This window comes from Dokdonia pacifica (assembly GCF_900188275.1).
Lineage (GTDB): Bacteria > Bacteroidota > Bacteroidia > Flavobacteriales > Flavobacteriaceae > Dokdonia > Dokdonia pacifica.
The window spans coordinates 1,256,205-1,276,056 of the sequence record NZ_FZNY01000001.1; the positions used below are offsets into that span (position 1 = coordinate 1,256,205).

23 protein-coding genes are annotated in these 19,852 nt (G+C 35.5%); 13 read left to right on the forward strand and 10 right to left on the reverse strand.

Annotation, left to right across the window (positions count from 1 at the left end):
- Positions 1 to 14 precede the first annotated feature (14 nt).
- The 6 genes from CHB80_RS05535 to CHB80_RS05560 form a co-directional block, all read right to left on the reverse strand.
- Positions 15 to 503, reverse strand: a complete 489-nt coding sequence (locus CHB80_RS05535) for an acyl-CoA thioesterase (RefSeq protein ID WP_089370416.1) — start codon at positions 501 to 503, stop codon at positions 15 to 17.
- Positions 493 to 1,347, reverse strand: coding sequence for an alpha/beta hydrolase (locus CHB80_RS05540; RefSeq protein WP_089370417.1), 855 nt, complete (start codon positions 1,345 to 1,347; stop codon positions 493 to 495). The genes CHB80_RS05535 and CHB80_RS05540 overlap by 11 nt, the downstream gene beginning before the upstream one ends.
- 49 nt (positions 1,348 to 1,396) lie before the next feature.
- Positions 1,397 to 1,987 (reverse strand): TetR/AcrR family transcriptional regulator, encoded by a 591-nt coding sequence (locus CHB80_RS05545; protein WP_089370418.1) that lies wholly within the window; start codon positions 1,985 to 1,987, stop codon positions 1,397 to 1,399.
- A gap of 108 nt (positions 1,988 to 2,095) precedes the next feature.
- On the reverse strand, positions 2,096 to 2,848 hold the full coding sequence (locus CHB80_RS05550; protein ID WP_089370419.1) for an SDR family oxidoreductase: 753 nt from the start codon (positions 2,846 to 2,848) through the stop codon (positions 2,096 to 2,098).
- A gap of 20 nt (positions 2,849 to 2,868) precedes the next feature.
- Positions 2,869 to 3,453, reverse strand: a complete 585-nt coding sequence (locus tag CHB80_RS05555; RefSeq protein ID WP_089370420.1) for an FMN-dependent NADH-azoreductase — start codon at positions 3,451 to 3,453, stop codon at positions 2,869 to 2,871.
- 49 nt (positions 3,454 to 3,502) lie between these two features.
- Positions 3,503 to 4,084 carry a TetR/AcrR family transcriptional regulator gene (locus CHB80_RS05560; protein WP_089370421.1) on the reverse strand — a complete coding sequence of 194 codons (582 nt, stop codon included), beginning with the start codon at positions 4,082 to 4,084 and terminating at the stop codon, positions 3,503 to 3,505.
- A 181-nt stretch (positions 4,085 to 4,265) separates the two neighbouring features.
- On the opposite strand from CHB80_RS05560, the gene CHB80_RS05565 reads away from it, so the two are divergent.
- Together CHB80_RS05565 and azu are read left to right on the forward strand one after the other, a co-directional pair.
- Positions 4,266 to 5,225 carry a YheT family hydrolase gene (locus tag CHB80_RS05565; RefSeq protein WP_229746899.1) on the forward strand — a complete coding sequence of 320 codons (960 nt, stop codon included), beginning with the start codon at positions 4,266 to 4,268 and terminating at the stop codon, positions 5,223 to 5,225.
- A gap of 145 nt (positions 5,226 to 5,370) precedes the next feature.
- Positions 5,371 to 5,880: an azurin gene (azu, locus tag CHB80_RS05570; protein WP_179218090.1), complete on the forward strand. Its 510-nt coding sequence runs from the start codon at positions 5,371 to 5,373 to the stop codon at positions 5,878 to 5,880.
- Positions 5,881 to 5,959: 79 nt separating this feature from the next.
- Here azu and CHB80_RS05575 read toward each other — a convergent pair whose 3' ends face one another.
- From CHB80_RS05575 to CHB80_RS05590, 4 genes are all read right to left on the reverse strand, one after another.
- Positions 5,960 to 7,198, reverse strand: a complete 1,239-nt coding sequence (locus tag CHB80_RS05575; RefSeq protein ID WP_218823076.1) for a S8 family peptidase — start codon at positions 7,196 to 7,198, stop codon at positions 5,960 to 5,962.
- A gap of 261 nt (positions 7,199 to 7,459) precedes the next feature.
- Positions 7,460 to 8,407, reverse strand: a complete 948-nt coding sequence (locus tag CHB80_RS05580; RefSeq protein WP_089370424.1) for a hydroxypyruvate isomerase family protein — start codon at positions 8,405 to 8,407, stop codon at positions 7,460 to 7,462.
- Positions 8,408 to 8,500: 93 nt separating this feature from the next.
- Positions 8,501 to 9,142 (reverse strand): gluconate 2-dehydrogenase subunit 3 family protein, encoded by a 642-nt coding sequence (locus tag CHB80_RS05585; protein WP_089370425.1) that lies wholly within the window; start codon positions 9,140 to 9,142, stop codon positions 8,501 to 8,503.
- A 1-nt stretch (position 9,143) separates the two neighbouring features.
- Entirely contained in the window at positions 9,144 to 10,823 is a 1,680-nt protein-coding gene (locus CHB80_RS05590) for a GMC oxidoreductase (RefSeq protein WP_089370426.1), read from the reverse strand.
- A 190-nt stretch (positions 10,824 to 11,013) separates the two neighbouring features.
- Between CHB80_RS05590 and CHB80_RS05595 the strand changes: the two genes are divergently transcribed.
- From CHB80_RS05595 to CHB80_RS05645, 11 genes are all read left to right on the forward strand, one after another.
- On the forward strand, positions 11,014 to 12,012 hold the full coding sequence (locus CHB80_RS05595) for a sugar phosphate isomerase/epimerase family protein (protein WP_089370427.1): 999 nt from the start codon (positions 11,014 to 11,016) through the stop codon (positions 12,010 to 12,012).
- A gap of 6 nt (positions 12,013 to 12,018) precedes the next feature.
- Complete coding sequence (locus CHB80_RS05600) at positions 12,019 to 13,242, forward strand: nucleoside permease (protein WP_089370428.1); 1,224 nt, start codon at positions 12,019 to 12,021, stop codon at positions 13,240 to 13,242.
- Positions 13,243 to 13,249: 7 nt separating this feature from the next.
- On the forward strand, positions 13,250 to 14,389 hold the full coding sequence (locus CHB80_RS05605; RefSeq protein ID WP_089370429.1) for a Gfo/Idh/MocA family protein: 1,140 nt from the start codon (positions 13,250 to 13,252) through the stop codon (positions 14,387 to 14,389).
- 2 nt (positions 14,390 to 14,391) lie between these two features.
- Positions 14,392 to 14,943 carry a hypothetical protein gene (locus CHB80_RS05610; protein WP_089370430.1) on the forward strand — a complete coding sequence of 184 codons (552 nt, stop codon included), beginning with the start codon at positions 14,392 to 14,394 and terminating at the stop codon, positions 14,941 to 14,943.
- Positions 14,944 to 15,023: 80 nt separating this feature from the next.
- On the forward strand, positions 15,024 to 16,076 hold the full coding sequence (locus CHB80_RS05615) for a sugar phosphate isomerase/epimerase family protein (protein ID WP_089370431.1): 1,053 nt from the start codon (positions 15,024 to 15,026) through the stop codon (positions 16,074 to 16,076).
- A 12-nt stretch (positions 16,077 to 16,088) separates the two neighbouring features.
- Positions 16,089 to 16,841, forward strand: a complete 753-nt coding sequence (locus tag CHB80_RS05620) for a 3-keto-disaccharide hydrolase (protein WP_089370432.1) — start codon at positions 16,089 to 16,091, stop codon at positions 16,839 to 16,841.
- 54 nt (positions 16,842 to 16,895) lie between these two features.
- Positions 16,896 to 17,246: an SdpI family protein gene (locus CHB80_RS25000; RefSeq protein ID WP_089370433.1), complete on the forward strand. Its 351-nt coding sequence runs from the start codon at positions 16,896 to 16,898 to the stop codon at positions 17,244 to 17,246.
- 203 nt (positions 17,247 to 17,449) lie between these two features.
- The gene (locus CHB80_RS05630; RefSeq protein WP_089370434.1) at positions 17,450 to 18,307 is read left to right on the forward strand and encodes a YicC/YloC family endoribonuclease; all 858 of its coding nucleotides are present in this window, start codon (positions 17,450 to 17,452) and stop codon (positions 18,305 to 18,307) included.
- Positions 18,308 to 18,317: 10 nt separating this feature from the next.
- Positions 18,318 to 18,935, forward strand: coding sequence for a guanylate kinase (gene gmk / locus CHB80_RS05635; RefSeq protein ID WP_089370435.1), 618 nt, complete (start codon positions 18,318 to 18,320; stop codon positions 18,933 to 18,935).
- 18 nt (positions 18,936 to 18,953) lie between these two features.
- Complete coding sequence (gene nadD, locus CHB80_RS05640; RefSeq protein WP_179218091.1) at positions 18,954 to 19,535, forward strand: nicotinate (nicotinamide) nucleotide adenylyltransferase; 582 nt, start codon at positions 18,954 to 18,956, stop codon at positions 19,533 to 19,535.
- A 2-nt stretch (positions 19,536 to 19,537) separates the two neighbouring features.
- The gene (locus CHB80_RS05645; RefSeq protein WP_089370437.1) at positions 19,538 to 19,849 is read left to right on the forward strand and encodes a hypothetical protein; all 312 of its coding nucleotides are present in this window, start codon (positions 19,538 to 19,540) and stop codon (positions 19,847 to 19,849) included.
- Positions 19,850 to 19,852 lie beyond the last annotated feature (3 nt).

Below are 19,852 nucleotides of genomic sequence, written 5' to 3' on the forward strand. Positions count from 1 at the left end.
TCAGGCTTTTATTTTTATGAAACCGATTCTTCCAAATGCACAGGGGCTTGTCCATGTGCACGCATATCTTCTTTGGTTAATACTTTATAATCTGGTGTTTTTGGAGCATTTTCTAACATAGGTAGTAATGCCTCGGGGAGACCACATAATTTACGTGTAGTTAGATCTATCCATCCTCCTTGCATAGTACCACGAGCTATATTACGTCCCTTGTAGTCGTAAAAATTGTGTACAAACTTAAAAAACATACCATCTGGACTACTACCTCCTAATTCAAAACTTACACGAATAGGTTTGCCTTGAAAGGCTTCTTTAAAAAAGAATAATTGTTCATGAAATACAACAGGGCCAATGTTATGAATGACCATTTCTTTTTGGCTTAATCCATTTTCAATCATAAAACCCATACGGGTGTGACTCATAAAATTTACATAAGCACTATTGGCTAGATGCCTATTTGCATCTATATCACTCCATCGGATATCAAACTCTTTAAAGTACATAATTATTTACCGTTTTATATTTTAAAAATTCTTTAATACTATCTATAGTTTCTTGGCCTTTCAACATATGATTTTGACCTTGAATATATTTTCGACCTATGTGCGGTAAATGCTTAATTGCATCTTTAATAGGTGCTAAGGGAGTTACACTATCTGACTCCTCGTGAATGACTAAACAAGGAACATCTACCTTTTCAAAGAATCGTTGCAAAGTTACTTCCTCAAAAGGAATTTTAAGGACTGTATCTATTTTATTACGAAGATTTTTTAATGCCTTTTTTGAAAGAAAAAGCATTTCTTTGGAATATTGCAGAATAGCATCTATTCCTGTAGGAGTTCCCATGATGACATAAGCACCTATAGGCGTTTTAGAATTTAATAAATATTGGTAACTCGTAGATAGAGACCCTAAAGAATGACAAATGGCACAATCTACTTCCCCTATATGATACACTGCAGATTGAATGGTTTCTCTATATAATTCTACATTAAGATGATTTCCTTCAGAAGCGCCATGAGCGGGCGCATCTAACGCATAGATGGTATATTCTTGTAAATCTAGCTGCTCTACATATGGTTGCCATTGTTTGCTATTACTCGTCCAACCATGTAAGAATAGTAGTTTTTTATCTCCCGTCCCCCAATGATGTAAAGCCACATTTGTTCCCCTAGAAGTTGGTAATAGGATAGTCGTGCCTTTTTCAAAAAAAGCTTTTGTAGCAGGCTTTAGTGGAGGTTTCTTTACTTTACAAAGTAACTTAAATTGAAGCTCTTGATTATACTTTGTGAATATAGTAGTGGCATTAATGTAAAAACCGATACACTTTAATACTAATTTTTCCATAACGATTTATTTATGATACCAATCGGTATCTATAAGGTTAAATTTTTTTTTAGATTACGATTTCTTTTACAAGATTTCTTAAATGATTAATGGCATGTGTAATAGCTGTTTTATTATTTTCTAACCTACTCATCATAATACCTCCTTCTAGTATTGCAATAAAAATAGTTATATAATAATCTATAGCTATTGTTGATTTTATTTGGTTGTTTTTAATCCCATTTTGGAATAAAATATGCATAGACTCCTTTAAGCGAGACAACATTACTAATGCTTGTTCCTTTATAATGGGATTTGCATCATCAGATTCTATAGCGGCATTTAGTAAAGGACAGCCTCCTTGATACAAAGGTGTTTCCATATAACCTTCAAAGAAAATGAAAATAGCTTCCATTTTTTCCTGGAAATTGGTGGCGGCTTTTATAGAAGTACTTATCTCTTTAAACATACGTTTAGAAAGGCTATGTAAAGCTTGCCGTTCTAAGTCTTCTTTGTTTTCAAAATGACGATAAATAGCTCCTTTTGTAAATCCTGTAGCTTTCGTTATATCAGATAGGGAAGTGGCTTTATATCCTTGTGTATTAAAGAGATCGGCGCTTTTTAATATAATAAGTTCTTTTGTAGCTTCAGGATTTCGCATACACAAAGATACCGATTGGTATCTATATATGCAATATTTTTATTTTTGAGAAGTATTTAAATAAAAAACCCCCTAAAAAAGGGGGTATAGATTTTATAATGATCAATATTAGATTTGACTCATTCCTCCATCAATTTCAATTTCAACACCATTTACATAACTAGCATCATTGCTTGCTAAGAAAGCTGCTGCACCGGCAATTTCTCTTGCTTCTCCAAAACGTTTAAGAGGAACGCCTTGAGCAAAACTAGCGCCCATTTCTTGTACTTGTTCTTCTGTCATACCTTCCATTTTATTGTAAATAGGTGTTCCTATAGGTCCAGGAGCAATACTATTCACACGAATCCCTCTAGAAGCAAGTTCGCTTGTCAAAACACGTGCATAGGATCGTAAGGCACCTTTTGTTGCACTATAAACTCCAGCACCTTCAAATCCTTTTTGATGAACAATAGAGGTGTTAAAAATGATACTAGCTCCATCATTAAGATTAGGAATTGCCTCTTTTACAAGAAAAGCAGGGCCTTTAATGTTTGTATTAAATTGATTGTCAAAAAAGTCTTCAGTAATTTGATCAGAGGGAGCAAATTGAGCGACACCTGCATTTGCAAAAAGCACATCAATTTTCCCATAAGTATTTACTGCTTCTTCGATAAGACGTTTGCTATCTGCAGGATTAGATTGATCTGAAAGTACGGCTTTAAAATCACCTTCTAATAATGAAGAAGCCTCATCTAATGCTTCTTGTCTTCTTCCTGAAAAAACAACTTTTGCTCCTTCTTCTAAAAAACGTTGTACTGTTGCAAATCCTATTCCTGAATTACCTCCAGTAATTACAGCAACTTTATTTTCTAATTTTTTCATAGTATTTAATTTTTGATTGTTTAAAATGTTGAGATTAATTCTTTTGCGTTTGAAATAGCTAGATCTTGATTTGCCACTACTTCATCGGCAGGTATAAATGTGATATCTGTGATACCTAAAAAGTTTAAAAAAGTGGTAAGGTAGGTGGTCACGTGATCTACAGGAGATTTTAATTTTGTGCCTCCCGTTGTTATAATCACATATGCTTTTTTGTCTTTAAGTAAACCTATAGGACCATTTTCTGTGTATTGAAAGCTAATACCAGCTCTAGATATAGAATCTATGTAGGTTTTAAGTCCTGCGGTTACCGAAAAATTATACATAGGTGATGTAATAATATAGGTGTCTGCATTTGCAAATTCTTGAGCAAGTACATTTGAATTGTATACAGCAGCTTTTTGCGCTTCTGTTTGTTGATTTTCAGGAGTAAAGAATGCATCTACCTGATCTTGGTTTCCTAACTGTACGAGGTCATCATAATATACATCTCTATGTAAAACGATATCTCCTTCTCGTTGAAGATGCTCCTGAAGGGTAGTGGCAAGTTGGCGACTAATCGAAGTTTCTTTTCTAGGGCTACCGTCTATTCTTAATAGTGTTTTCATTGTATATATTTTTATTTGAAACAATCGTTCCAAAAAGATTCAAAAAAATTTAGTTTAATATTTTTAATGTGTTTGCTACTATTTTTTTTAGTTTTTGCTCATCACGTGTTAGCATACCTGTCATTCTTAACCCCTGAAAAGCACTAAATAAATAATACGCATAATTATTTGAAGAGTCATCTTTATTAATCACACCTTGTTCTTGACCTTTATCTATTAAATCCTTAAAAATGGAGATAGTATATTCTTGTCTAGACGTCAAAAATCCTCTTATACTTATATCAGCACGAGATAATTCTGTTGTGCAATTCATATTAAAGCACCCTTTGCCTTCTACGTCTTGTAAAATAGCCTGAATCATGTTATCAAATACAAGACCGATTCCCTCAAAAGCATTTTCAGTTTGTGATAATGCCGTTTCAAAAAGCGCTTTCCCTTCTTCTTGATATTGTTTTAAAACCAATTCATAAAGTGCTTTTTTATTTCCAAAAGAATTATAAATGCTGCTTCTGTTAAGTCCAGTAACATCTACAAGATCTTGCATAGATGTCCCATTGAAACCTTTGTCCCAAAATAAGTGTTTTACTTTTTCTAACACTTGAACTCTATCAAAAACTTCGACTCTTGGCATTTTTATTTGAAATGATTGGTACAAATATAATTGAAACGATTGGTACAAAATGAATTTTTAGAAAAATTTATGATTTCAATGTTTTATAAGCGGCTTTATAAATGCTTTGATTTCTGTGTATCAAATGTGTATTTTTATCGTCTTGTAGAAAATCACTTATACTCAATCAATGCCTTTAGTAATGTCTGAGTTTCGTGCAAACGGACTCTTTAAAAACACACACTTTTCTACCATTTACTCTGCTAAAATTCGGCAAGTAAAGGGAGTGCATCAAGAACGTGAGCGTGTTACATTGCCAGATGGGGATTTTGTAGATATAGATTGGTCGTATACGCTTTCGCGAAAGCGTACTCAGAAAGTGGCCTTACTATTTCATGGGTTAGAAGGAAATGCGCAACGCACCTACATGCTTGCCATGGCAAAATTATTGATCCGAAATGGATATGATGTTGCTGCCGTAAATTTTAGAGGATGCAGTGGCAGTGATAACCTATTGTATCGTTCCTATCATAGTGGAGAGACAGACGATATGCGCTTTATTATACAAATGATTGCAGAAAAAGATCTCTATAATGAGATTTTTCTATATGGAGTGAGCCTTGGAGGAAATGCACTCCTTAAATATGCTGGAGAAAAGAAAGGGATACCGTCTCAAGTAAAAGCAATAGCTACTGTAGGTGTACCAGCTGATTTGAAAGCATCTCTTGAACAATTAAATTATAGCGAAAATTGGGTGTATCGCACCTCTTTTCTTGTAGATTTAAGAGGAAAATATAGAAAGAAAATGGTAAAATACCCAGAACTCATGACTTCAGAGGTATATGCAACTATAAAAACCCTCAAAGATTTTGATGATGTATACACGGCACCAGCTCATGGTTTTAAAAATGCATTGGATTATTATGAGAAAGCAAGTAGTTTTGAGTTACTTCCTGAAATTGAATTACCTACATTAATTTTGAATGCAAAAAACGACTCTTTTTTACACGGAGATTGTTATCCGTATGAGCATGCCACTTCTTCCAATGATCTATTTTTAGAAACTCCAGATCATGGAGGCCATGTAGGATTTTATAAACGAGGTGAATTTTACTATAGTGAGCAGCGTACACTAGACTTTTTTGAAGAAAAAACCCCGTAAAATAAGGAAGTTTAGTATCTTCGACGTTCTAAAATAAGTTCCCTCGAGACAAGCTCCCGAGATATTTATACAAAACTGAATTCTAATTTATAGGCAAGCTTTTGGATATTAAACCCTTTGGCGGTGCCAATAAAACGACTAAAAAATGAAAATGACAAGAATTTTAATGGCATTTGCTCTTATAGGGCTGTTGGTGAGTTGTGGTGGTGATACAAAAGAAGAAAAGAAAGAAAAAGTAAAAATAGGTGGTGCTAAAACTGAAAAGAAAAAAGATGACTCTAAAGTAAATCTTGCGCTTTCAGGAAATGACCTTATGCAATTTGACAAAAAAGAATTTAAGGTAAAAGCAGGTCAAGAAGTAACACTTACATTACGCCATACAGGAAAGATAGATGTGAAGGTGATGGGGCATAATTTTGTACTGTTAAAATCAGGGACTGAAATTCCTGCGTTTTCTGCTAGTGCTGCTTCTGCAGGACAAGGATCAGATTGGATTCCTGATGGAGGAAAAGATGTGATTGCTCATACAAAAATGATAGGTGGAGGACAAACGACTACGGTTACATTTACAGCACCTGCTGCCGGAACCTATGATTTTATCTGTAGCTTTCCAGGACATTCGGGTCTTATGAAAGGAAAGTTTATTGTAGAATAATCTTTACGAAATACTCATAAAAAGAAGAGCGGTTATCTTTATGAAGATAACCGCTCTATTAGTTTATTAGTATAATACCTTATAGGTGAATGATTGGATCAGGATTTCCATCAGGATCATTGTTTACAAAACCATCAGTAGAACCATTACTCAATAAAAGAACACCAGCGGCATGTGGAGCAGCCATTGATGTACCACTTATAGTATTATATCCTCCACTTTTCCAAGTTGAAAATACAGCAACACCTGGAGCTGCATAATCTACAGGAGATCCAAAGTTTGAGAAATTAGCAAAGTTATCATTGATATCCATTGCAGAGATCGTATATACATTGTTTCCATTAGCTCTTGCAGGAGAAGAATTATTAGCGTCTTGAGATTCATTACCAGCAGCAAGTACAAACTTCACACCTGTTGAAGCTGCCGAAATCACAGCATTATCAAGTGCTGTAGAAACACCACCACCTAAACTCATATTTGCTACATCTCCATTAGCTCCATTTGCAGCTACGTAATCTACACCTGCAATTACACCAGAGTTAGAACCGCTTCCTCTTCTATCTAATACTCTTACAGCAACTACAGTAGTTCCTGGAGCAACTCCTACAGATCCTATTGCGTTATCGATAGCTGCTATTGTTCCAGCTACATGTGTACCATGACCATTTTGATCATTAGGAGATTGGTTATTAGGAGATCCAGAAAGAAAAGAAATACTACGTCCAGTATCAACATTTAAATCTGGGTGTGTTAAATCAATACCACTATCAATTACCCAAGCAGTGTTAGAAGAAGCAGTTGTACCACCGCCTACTCTTGTTGTACCATAAGGAGTTACTTGCGCTGGGTCACCACCGCCACCATTTCCATTTCCTGGTTTACCCATTTTGATAGTAAAGTCTTGCTCAATACTAGCCACACGAGGATCTTTTCTTAACTCGTTAAGTTGTACATCAGATAATTCTGCTGCAAACCCATTAAAAGTATATCCGTAAGTAGCTTTAATGTTTTGTTCAGTAAGTCCAATTTTAGAAAACTCACTAATAAAAATGTCCTTTTTAGAATTAATTTGCGTTTTGTAATCCTGTATTGAAGTTGCTTTTTTTAATGAAGGCATTCGGTTATTGATATCGTTATAAGTGATTATATAACGTCCTTCTATAGGTGTTACATTATCACCAGTAACAGTTTCTACTTGTACTTGAACTTCTAAAGAAGCACTATCGGTTACTGCACCATCTTCACTGTCTGGTTGACAACTAATTACTGCTACACCTAATGCTGTTAACATTGTGTACTTAAAAAAATTAATCTTCATAATAAATATTTTGATTTTGTTGTTAATAGTTAAACAATATATAGGAATAATTGTTAAAAAAATTAACAACTGTAGTATTTTTCGACGAAATACACGTTTTTAATTAAAAATACATCAACATTTACGAAATCGATTGCGTATGATGTTTATTTTGTTTAACGTTATTGATTTTTGCTTCATCTATAATGAGTGTTAAGTTTCATGCAAAAAGCGCTGTTATTTTAAAATAACAGCGCTTTTTGTATTGAGAGGAATTTGTGTTTATAAAAACTGATCACACTCTTTATATGCGTCGATCACACGTTGCTCTCCAGTTGTACCATCTATAGAATTTCCATGCTCCATACCCAATACACCATTAAAGCCTTTACTATGAATGTATTTAAATACATTTTTATAGTTAATTTCTCCGGAGGTAGGTTCATTACGTCCAGGATTATCACCTATTTGGAAATACGCGATTTCATCCCAACATTTTTCAATATTCGGAATCAAGTTTCCTTCTTGAATTTGTTGATGATAAATATCAAAGAGTATTTTACACGAAGGACTATTTACTGCCTTACATATCTGATACGCTTGCGGAGACTCTGATAAGAAAAGCCCAGGATGATTTCTAAAATTCAAAGGCTCTAATACCATCGTAATACCGTGTGGTTCAAGGATAGCACTGGCTTGTTTGAGTGTTTCAATTACGTGAGCAGTTTGATATGCCATATTCTGGCGTAAGTCTATATGACCCGGTACAACAGTCATCCATTTTGCTTTTACACGCTTGGCAACATCGATAGAACTTTTAATATCAGCTAGAAACTCATCACGCCACGCTTGTTTACCACTGGCAAGATTAGGTTCTGTCCAATAGATTTTATGTGCTACAAAAACACCCATAGTCATACCATGTTTTGCCATGGTTTTTGCCATGGCTTCTTGTTGTGCTATAGGACGATTACGCATTTCATTATCTTCAAAAGCAGTAAACCCTTGTGCGGCCATAAATTCTAATTGCGCAACAGGATCTTCACCAGCATGGTTTTTAAACATGCCTATATGTGGTGCATATTTTAAATTGAAATTGTGTGATGCTGTGTCCGCTTTCGCGAAAGCGGAATTATGCTCAGTTGTTGCCATAGCATGGATTCCTAATCCGCCTAAAGACAAAAAGGAACCTGTGAGGGCTCCTTTTTGAATAAACTTTCTTCGTTTCATAATGTGGTTTCATATCCGCGAAGGCGGATATCTTATACCGTCATCGCTATTACTTAGTTATATGTCTGAGATTCCCGCCTACGCGGGAATTAATTATAAAGAATATGCCTTTCCTCCAGTAGCTTCGCTTACAGGAAGACACCCAACTTGTTGCCCAGGAATAGGTTCATATTTCAAGACTTTTTCTCCAATTTCTTCAGAGTTTTTCCATCCCCAGATAGTCATTCCTCTTAATTGCCCAAATAATTGATTACAGGCGAGATCACTATCTAGCTTAGTACTTGGATCTTTTACAAACCCTTGATAAAACTCTCCAAAACGTTTGTTAAATGCTTTTTGCTCTTCTTTATCTACGGCAAGATATTTTCCTAATAATTGATCAAATTCTTCAGATTTCCCAGCTTCTAATTCTTTTGAAAATGTTTTTTTAAACTCTTCAGCGAGGCCTTTGAATCCCATACGTACTTGTGCTTTTCCTTCTTCTGGAATTGCTTCATTCCAGAAATTATCTATAAACTGATGTACACCTACATCTACAGCTCCAGGAATAGCAGCATCAGATGGAATGATAAGATCTACAATACGACGTAGTGCGTGTCCTTCTCCTTTTGTTAAAAAGTTTGGAATAAACTCAGGTTCATTTGTACAGCTTTGTAATAAGCTCATTATCGCAGGTGTAGCTACAAGTGCTGTGGCTCCTAACCCTAAATTTTTAAGTACTTGTCTTCTATTCATCTTATGCTTCTTTTTTTAATTGGGCAGCAGCGTGATTTGCAGCGCGTGCGGTAAATGCCATATACGTAAGTGAAGGGTTTACACAACTTGCTGAGGTCATAAACGCACCATCAGTTACGTAAACATTAGGGACTGCATGTAGTTGGTTATTTCCATTACATACAGAAGTTTTAGGATCACGACCCATACGAGCAGTTCCCATCTCATGAATTCCATTTCCAGGAGCACTTGGGTCATCCATTGGTTGAATATCTGTAAATCCAGCTTTTTCAAGCATGTCTTTTGCACTTGCAATCATATCCTTACGCATTTCCCACTCATTTTCTTTCCACTCTGCATCAAAGTTTACCTTAGGTAATCCCCATTTATCAAGATCATCATAATCTAAGGTCATTTTATTTTCGTGGTATGGAAGACATTCACCAAAGCCCATTAATCCCATAGTCCAACCACCTGGTTCTTGAATTACTTTTTTAAGGCCTGCTCCATATCCTGCTTCTGCAATTTGAGGTTGATAATCTCCTCGTCCAGCACCTCCTTGATATCCATATCCTCTCTTAAAATTAGGTTGATCTGTCTCACCTCCTAAATTTCTAAAACGAGGAATGTATATTCCATTAGGACGACGTCCTTTATAATATTTGTCTTTATCACCATCCCATTTTCCAGTAGCTCCTGCTTTGAAGTGGTGATCCATTAAATTATGTCCAAGTTCTCCAGAGTCATTACCCATTCCATTAGGAAAACGATCACTCTTAGATTGCATTAAAATACTAGCACTTGCAATAGCCGATGCACACAAGAAAACTACTTTAGCTTTAAATTCTAGCTTTTCCATAGTCTCTTGGTCAGTCACTTTAACGCCTGTTGCTTTTCCAGTTTTTTCATCATACATCACTTCGGTTACAATAGAATATGGACGAAGTGTCATATTTCCAGTACGCTCGGCAGCAGGAAGTGTAGATGAGTTACTTGAAAAATAACCTCCAAACGGACATCCTCTCATGCATCTATTTCTAAATTGACAAGCCGAACGACCGTCATATGTCTTGTTACCTGTAATATGTGCAACACGACCTATAGTAAGTAAGCGACCATCTTTATAGCTTTCTGCCATATTCTTTTTGAGCACTTCTTCTACACAGTTCAATTCCATAGGAGGAGAGAATTTACCATCAGGTAAGACTTCCAACCCTAAGCTTTCCCCAGAAACAGAAATATATTCTTCTACTTTATCATACCAAGGTGCAATATCTTTATAACGTACAGGCCAGTCTACAGCGATTCCTTCTTTTTTATTTGCTTCAAAGTCAATGTCAGATAAGCGATAACTTTGTCTTCCCCACATAATAGAACGACCTCCTACGTGATACCCACGTATCCAGTCAAAACGTTTTGTTTCATTATAAGGATGATCTATATCATCTACAAAAAAGTGACGACGTTCAGCTTTATGAACATATCCTGTACGAGATTGTTTCTCGTAACGAGCATTAATTTCGGCAGTGTTTTCTCCTTTAAATTTAGAGTCCCATGGATCTACATGCATTGTTGGGTAATCTTCAATATGCTTAACCATTCGACCTCGTTCAAGAACGAGCGTTTTTAAACCGTTTTCGCATAGTTCTTTAGCAGCCCATCCACCACTGATTCCTGAACCTACGACAATCGCGTCGTACATTTCGTTTTCTGTAACTGTATTCACTATAATATATGTTTATGAAAAAATATTGTGATCTATTTTACCAAATATATAAATTTTAAGTTGTTTTTTGTCAATTTTAAAAAAAGACTAACTTAGTCAAACCGTAGATTTAACAGTTGATCGCGAGCGAAAACGTTATAGTACGGCATTAATTAATTAGAACTCCATGAAAAATTATTTTACGATTGCATTAGTATGCGTATTTGTCTTTATTTCTTGTAAAAATGATGCAAAAAAAGAGGATGAAAACACGCAAAAAGAAGAACCAAAAACAGAAGTTGTGACAAAAAACAATGATTTCAAACATTCTTTAGCACAATGGTCATTAAATAAACCATTCCGAGACGGAAGTATGGATCCTATGGATTTTGCTCATATAGCAAAAGATTTAGGGTTTACAGGAGTAGAGTATGTGACACAATTATATCCATCTGTACTTGAGACTGGAGATAATTATAAAGAACGTGTAATGACCCTAGCCAGTAAACTTCATGAAATAAGTAAACAAGCCGAAATGGATAACGTACTTATTATGGTAGATCATGCTGGAGAGCTAGCAGATCCTGATCCAGAGAAACTGAAAGAAGCTATCGAAAATCATAAAATTTGGATGGATGCAGCAAATCTTATGGGAGCACACTCGGTAAGAGCCAATCTTTTTGGTGAATTAGATCCTGTAAAATGGCATGCATTATCAGTTGCCTCACTTAAAGAGTTAGGAGCCTACGGTAAAGAAATAGGTGTTAATATTATTATTGAGAATCATGGTGGATGGTCTAGCGATGCTTCTAAACTTGTTGCAGTTATGAAAGAAGTGAATATGGAAACCGTAGGAACACTTCCTGATTTTGGAAACTTTTGTGTGAAACGTGAAGGAGGAGAACGCTGGGGAGCACCGTGTGTAGAAGAGTATGATACGTATAAAGGTACTCAAGAGCTTATGGAATTTGCGGTTGGTGCAAGTGCAAAATCCTATAACTTTGATGAAAATGGGGATGAAACAAAACTAGATTACCAAAAACTTATACAAATCGTAAATGATTTTAAAACAGATCGTTTCCGTGATTATATAGGAACAGAATATGAAGGACCTCTTGAAGATCCTAAAGAAGGCGTTAAATTAACCAAAGCATTGGTTGAAAAATCAATCAATAACCTTAAATAATATATTATGAAAGCATCAACTAGAGTACAGTTATCCATTATGATGTTCCTTGAGTTCTTTATTTGGGGAGGATGGTTTGTAACCATGGGAACTTTTTTAGGTAATAACTTATCTGCCTCTGGAGCAGAAACAGGAATGGCTTATTCAACACAATCATGGGGAGCTATCATAGCCCCTTTTATTATAGGATTGATTGCAGATCGTTTTTTTAACGCAGAAAAAATTCTAGCAGTATTACACCTTATTGGAGCTGTACTAATGTATCAAATGTCGCAGACAACAGATTTTAATGTGTTTTATCCATACGTATTAGGATACATGATTGCCTATATGCCAACATTAGCCTTAGTAAATTCTGTATCCTTTAACCAAATGACAGATCCATCAAAAGACTTTCCATTCATTCGTGTATGGGGAACTATAGGATGGATTGTTGCAGGACTATTAATTAGTTTTGCTTTCAAATGGGATTCTGCAGAGAGTATTGGAAACGGATTATTAGCAAACACATTTTTAATGACTGCTATTGCGTCTGCTTTGCTAGGTATTTTTAGTTTTACATTACCTAAAACTCCTCCTAGTGGAAAAGGAGAAAAAGTAAGTGTTTCAGATATTTTAGGATTAGATGCATTGAAACTATTAAAAGATAGAAACTTTCTAGTATTTTTTCTTTCTTCAGTATTAATATGTATCCCACTGGCTTTTTATTATCAGAATTTAAGCCCTTTCTTAACAGAATCTGGAGTTGAAAATTCTACAGCATTAGCATCTATTGGTCAAGTATCTGAAGTTGTATTTATGCTGTTACTACCATTTTTCTTTAAAAAATATGGTTTTAAGAAGACCATTTTAGTAGGAATGCTGGCTTGGACTCTTCGCTATCTTTTATTTGCATATGGAAATACAGGAGATTTATTCTTTATGGTTATAACTGGAATTGTGTTACACGGAATTTGTTATGATTTCTTTTTTGTGTCAGGACAGATTTATACAGATAGTAAAGCTGGAGAAAAAATTAAAAGCGCAGCACAAGGATTAATCACACTTGCAACCTATGGAGTAGGAATGCTTGTTGGGTTTTATGTTGCAGGAAGGATAACAGATGCTAATATTGTAGGAGAAGGTCATGATTGGAATTCAATATGGATTTTCCCAGCGATTTTTGCGGCGGCCGTATTTGTAATTTTTGCCTTAGCATTTAAAAATGAAAAAATAGAATACACAGAATAAATAGACTATGAGTAATAAAATAAAATGGGGCGTCTTAGGTGGCGGGGGTGACAGCTTGATAGGTGTGCTACATCGTGTGGCAGCCAGTATGTTTGATGCCTATCAACTTACAGGCGCTGTTTTTAATCCTGATGTACATGTAAGTCTCGCTTTCGCGAAACAAATAGGGATCTCTACAGATCGTATTCATGCCAATCTAGATGATATGATTGCTGCAGAACTAGCACGTCCTGAAGAAGATCGTATTCAAGTATTTTCAATATTAACACCTAACTTTCTACACTTCCCAATGGCAAAACAGCTATTGGAAGCTGGATTTCATGTGATTTGTGAAAAACCAATGACCATGACCTATGAAGAAGCATTGGAGCTACAGAAAATTCAACAAAAAAATGAAAATATCTTTGGGTTGACACACACCTATACGGGATATCCGATGGTGCGTCAAATGAAACAAATGATTGCCAATGGAGAGATAGGTGCTGTTCAAAAAGTAGATGCACAATATTATCAAGGGTGGATCAATCCATTAATACACGACCAAGAGCAACGCGCTACGACATGGCGTTTAAATCCTGAAAAATCAGGAATAAGCTGTTGTATGGGAGATATAGGGGTACATGCCTATCAAATGTTAGAATATGTGACGGGTCAGAAGGTACAATCCATTCTTGCAGATTTAAATCATCTATATGCCGATAATCAAATGGATATTGATGGTACTGTATTACTCCGTTTAGGAGAATATACTAAAGGAGTACTTCGATCAAGTCAGATTGCTACTGGAGAAGAAAACAACTTTACAGTTGCGATTTATGGTAAAAAAGCAGCATTAAAATGGGAGCAAGAAAATCCTAATTACTTGTATTTACTGGAAGAAGGACAACCCTTACGTGTTTTAAAACCTGGGCATGGTTATAATAGTGAGTTCTCATTAGATGGAACCAAGCTTCCTCCTGGGCATCCAGAAGGGATATTTGATGCGATGGGTAATATCTATAAAGGTGTTGCAAAAGCCATACGTGGAGAAAAATTCCATGAAGGTGAATTCCCAGGAATGACAGACGGCGTACGCGGAATGAATTTTATAGAAAAATCCGTGCAGTCTCATCGTGATGGGAATGTCTGGGTGACGTTAGAATCTTAAGCATGAAATTTTTAATATACGTTTTCGGAATTATCTTTTTGTTTGTGGCATGTTCTGTTTCAAACACAAAACAAGAAGAAAAAGCATGTTCGAAAACGTATAAGAATGATTTTAAGAGAATTGTATATGTACAATTTTCGAAATCAATTACCAAGGATTCTTTGCAACTCACCGAAGCCAGATTTGAATGTATAAACACTTCATTTGCAATAAAAAAAGGTTTGTATGATACCTATGGAGTTTGGGATAAGGCCATTTATGTACAGGGTCAAAAACACCCAATTCTTATATGGAACAATCGCATGCTATTTGCAGGACAAATAGAACAATATAACATAGCTGCTTATGGCGCTGAAAAGAAAAATACGGTATATGCATCTGCGATGGTTTTTAATAATTCAGGAGAAGATATGTTGAGTTCTTCAGAGAATAAGAAAATAATAAATAAACTGTCTCAGTTAATTAAAGATAACGATAGTAAAAAAAGAGATTTTTATGAAGCCTACTGGACAGAGGTAGACCCTAACGCTTGGGAAAGAATGAAAAAAATGTAGTATACGCTTTCGCGAAAGCGTATAAAGGAAAATAAATAAAAGATTTCTGCTTACGCGGAAATAGGAATGAAAAGAATACTATGAAAACAATAAAAGGACCAGCGGTATTTTTAGCGCAATTTATGGATGATAAAGCACCGTTTAATTCACTAGACGGACTTTGTAAATGGGCAGCAGATTTAGGATATAAAGGAATCCAAATCCCAACTTGGGAAAGTAGATTGATAGATTTAACCAAAGCAGGAGAAAGCAAAACGTATTGTGATGAACTGAAAGGGAAAATCAATGATTATGGCCTTGAAATCACAGAGCTTTCTACACACTTACAAGGACAACTTGTGGCGGTACATCCGGCATACGACTTGATGTTTGATAATTTTGCCCCAGATGATTGCAAAAACAATCCTAAAAAACGTACAGAATGGGCACGCCAACAAATGATAAGTGCTGCACGAGCAAGTAAGCATTTAGGATTGAATGTAAGTGCTACTTTTAGCGGTTCTCTACTATGGCATACCATGCACCCATGGCCACAACGTCCCGCAGGATTGGTAGAATTAGGATTTGAAGAGCTCGCAAATAGATGGCTTCCACTATTAAATGAGTATGATGAAAATGGGGTTGATGTTGCGTATGAAATCCACCCTGGAGAAGATTTACACGACGGTGTTACCTTTGAACGTTTTTTAGAAGCTACTCATAATCATAAGCGTGTTAATATACTTTATGATCCAAGCCATTTTGTATTGCAACAATTAGATTATATAGAATATATAGATCATTACCATTCCTTTATAAAGGCTTTTCACGTAAAAGATTCTGAATTCAAACCCGATGGAAAACGAGGGACTTTTGGAGGCTATAGTGACTGGCAAGACAGGGCAGGGCGTTACCGTTCTCCAGGTGATGGACAAATAGATTTTAAAACTATCTTTACAAAATTGACCGAATATGGTTGTGATGTTTGGGCTGTTATGGAATGGGAATGTTGTGTAAAAAGCCCAGAGCAAGGAGCTAGAGAAGGTGCTCCATTTATCGCAAGCCATATTATAGAGGCTACACAAAAACGATTTGATGATTTTGCAGGAGCTGATATCGATAAAGAATTATTAAAGAAAATATTAGGATTATAAAACTTGAAACCAATGAAAAAACTAATCGTACTTTCTGTAGCTGTGGCTCTATTTAGTTGTAAAAATGAAACAAAAGACACAAAAACAGAAGCTGTTACCGAAGACACAACCGTAGTTGAGAAAAAAATGGAAGAAAACACATCCGAATGGATTACATTATTTGACGGAACTTCTATGGACCAATGGAGAGGATATGGTTCTGAAACGATGCACTCAGAATGGGAAATTGTAGATGGCGCTATGGCTTTTACTCCAGGAGAAGAAGGAGGTAAAAATATTATTACAAAAGACACCTATGAGAATTTTGTGCTTTCATTAGAATGGAAAATTTCAGAAGCGGGAAATAGTGGTATTTTCTGGGGAGTCCATGAGTCTTCAGATTTTAAAGAAGCCTATGAAACAGGACCAGAAATCCAAGTATTAGACGATGCAAAGCATCCAGATGCAAATAGAGGAGGAAAAACGCATAGAGCGGGTGCTCTCTATGATATGATAGCTCCTATGGATAATATTGTAAAACCTGCAGGAGAATGGAATGCTGTTGTGCTAGAAGTAAATCATAAAACAAACCTAGGGAAAGTAACTATGAACGGTACAGAAATGTATACGTTTCCTGCACATGGCGCAGAATGGGATGCTATGGTAGCGACATCTAAATTTGCAGAGTGGAAAGGATTTGGTAAATATCAAAATGGCCATATTGGACTACAAGATCATAGTGATAAAGTATGGTATCGTAATATTAAGATTAAAAGAATTGATTAATTGTTTCTAGAAAGAAACAAAAAAACAAGTGATAAAAACAAATCCTGATCGTGTATGACTGTAGAAAATAGTGCACTTTTATTTCAAGGGATTTTGTTTTTATCACTTGCTTATTATTATCTAAAAAAACCTCCCAAAAAGATCAACCATTTGTATGGGTATCGCACTAGGCGATCTATGGCTAATCAAGAAATTTGGGATTTTGCAAACCGTCAAAGCGCTAAGGATTTTTGGCGTGTAGCGATTGCTACAGTAGCTATAGGAGTCATCTTACTCCTCTTTGACATTTCTTTTAAAGTGTTTATACAAGTTGGCGTATTGCTTATAGGATTAGGTATTTCTGTATGGCACACTGAAAAAGAGATTGATAAATTTTTCGATAAAAACGGAAATAAAAAAGGATAAACCCTTCAATACTTCTCTGTGATTTTTATAATCTGAACATCCTGTCGGACTGTATAGAAGTTTCTTTAAGAATACGCTTTAAGGCTTTGCTCTCTCAGTGGTTGTGAATCTTATGAGTTCGCTTTCGCGAAAGCATATATAGCCATCTTTTTCTTAAAAAAAATAGCTGATGTAGTGATTTCAAAACCCGTATATTTGCTCATATGATAAAATCAATGACGGGTTTTGGGAAAAGTGTTATACAACTTCCCGGAAAGAAAATCACAATCGAGATTAAATCTCTTAATAGTAAGAGTTTAGACTTAAACGCGCGTATCCCATCTACGTATAGAGAAAAAGAACTTGTAATGCGTAATCGTGTAGCAAAATCATTAGTGCGTGGCAAGGTAGACTTTGCATTATATGTAGAAAGCACAGGTGAAAACACAAATACCAAGGTGAATGAGTCCATTGTAAAAGAGTATATGAGGCAGTTAGGAAATGTAACTAACAGTGACGACACAGAACTCTTAAAAATGGCAGTACGTCTTCCAGATGCTTTAAAAACGGAGCGAGAAGAGATGAATGAGGATGAATATAAAAGTATTGTCACTACATTAGATAAAGCGCTAGAAGAAATTAATGTATACCGATCTGATGAAGGGGCATCACTAAAAGTTGAATTTGACCTTCGCATTAAAAATTTACAAGAACTATTAGAGAAAGTGGTTGTGATGGATGTAGACCGTCTGGATACTGTAAAAGTACGTTTAGAAAGAGCGGTAGCAGATCTTAAGGTAGAGCTTGATGAAAATCGTTTTGAACAAGAACTTGTTTATTACCTAGAAAAATATGATATCACTGAAGAAAAAGTGCGTCTTAAAAACCATTTAGAATATTTTACGGAGGCGTTAAACTCTGAGAATTCAAATGGAAAAAAATTAGGATTTATCAGTCAGGAGATAGGTCGTGAGATCAATACAATAGGTTCAAAATCTAATTATGCACCAATGCAACAATTAGTTGTACAAATGAAAGACGAATTAGAGAAAGTAAAAGAACAAATGCTTAACGTACTTTAAGGGATAAAACGTGACAGAAGTAAAAGAACATTTTGGCAAACTTATTGTTTTTTCGGCTCCTTCAGGAAGTGGTAAAACAACCATTGTGCGACATCTTTTAGCACAAGAAGAATTCAATTTAGAATTTAGTATTTCTGCAACAAGCCGTGAGGCTAGAGGCGAAGAACAAGACGGAAAAGATTATTACTTTATCTCTCTTAAACAGTTTAAGCAGCATATTAAAGATGAAGACTTTTTAGAGTGGGAAGAAGTATATAGAGATAATTTTTACGGCACTCTTAAAGAGGAAGTACATCGTATTTGGGGGATGGGAAAGCATGTAATCTTTGATATTGATGTAGTAGGCGGATTACGTATTAAAAAGAAGTTTCCTGAGAGAACACTGGCAGTTTTTGTAAAACCACCTAGTGTGGACGAACTTAAAATACGCCTTAAAAAGCGCAAAACAGAGAGCGAAGATAAAATCAATATGCGTATTGCAAAAGCTTCTGTAGAACTAGCAACGGCGCCTCAGTTTGACCATATAATTCTTAATGACAATTTAGAGAAAGCATTAGGAGAGGCAGAAAATCTTGTAGAAGAATTTCTTAAAGTCCCCGTGCGAAGAGACGAAGAAGAGGAAGAATAAATAAGCCTACGATTAATTATGAAAATAGGACTGTATTTTGGCACATTTAATCCTATACATGTAGGACATCTCGCTATTGCAAATCATATGGCAGAGTATAGTGACTTAGATAAAATATGGATGGTCATTACCCCACATAATCCTTTTAAGAAGAAAAGTAGTTTACTCGATAACCATCATCGATATCAGATGGTACAAAGGGCATTAGAGGAATATCCAAAAATTGAAGCAAGCACTATAGAGTTTTCCCTCCCGCAACCTAATTATACAGTTTATACACTGGTGCATTTACAAGAAAAATATCCAGATCATGAGTTTTGTCTCATTATGGGAGAAGACAACTTGAAAAGCTTGCATAAGTGGAAAAACTATGAAGCTATATTAGAAAACCATGAGGTGTACGTATACCCTCGCATTTCTGAAGGTGTGATAGAAACTCGATTTGATAATCACCCTAAAATACATCGAGTAGCTGCCCCTATTATGGAAATCTCTTCTACTGCGATACGCAATGGGATTAAAGAAAAGAAAAGTATACGTCCCTTACTTCCTTATGAGGTGTTTCAATATCTTGATGAGATGAATTTTTATAAATCATAAGTATGCCTAAACTAGATGACGGTCATTTATACACTAAAAGAGCTTATTACTTTGGGATTATTGCTTTGATATCATTTCTTGCAACACAAGGGTTATTAAGTCTGGATAAGTATGCGAGACTAGAGCTTCCTATTATACTCCCTTTAATACTTACCATTCTATTTCTCTTTTGTAGTTTTATGTGTATGTATGCTATTTACAAGGCTAGAAATGAACATAATTCTATAAAAAAAGTAGTAGCTACTTTTTTAGCGATAGGGTCAGTGGTTTATATTATTCTTTTAATTAGAGAGTTATTCTCAGTTAGTCTTTAAAAA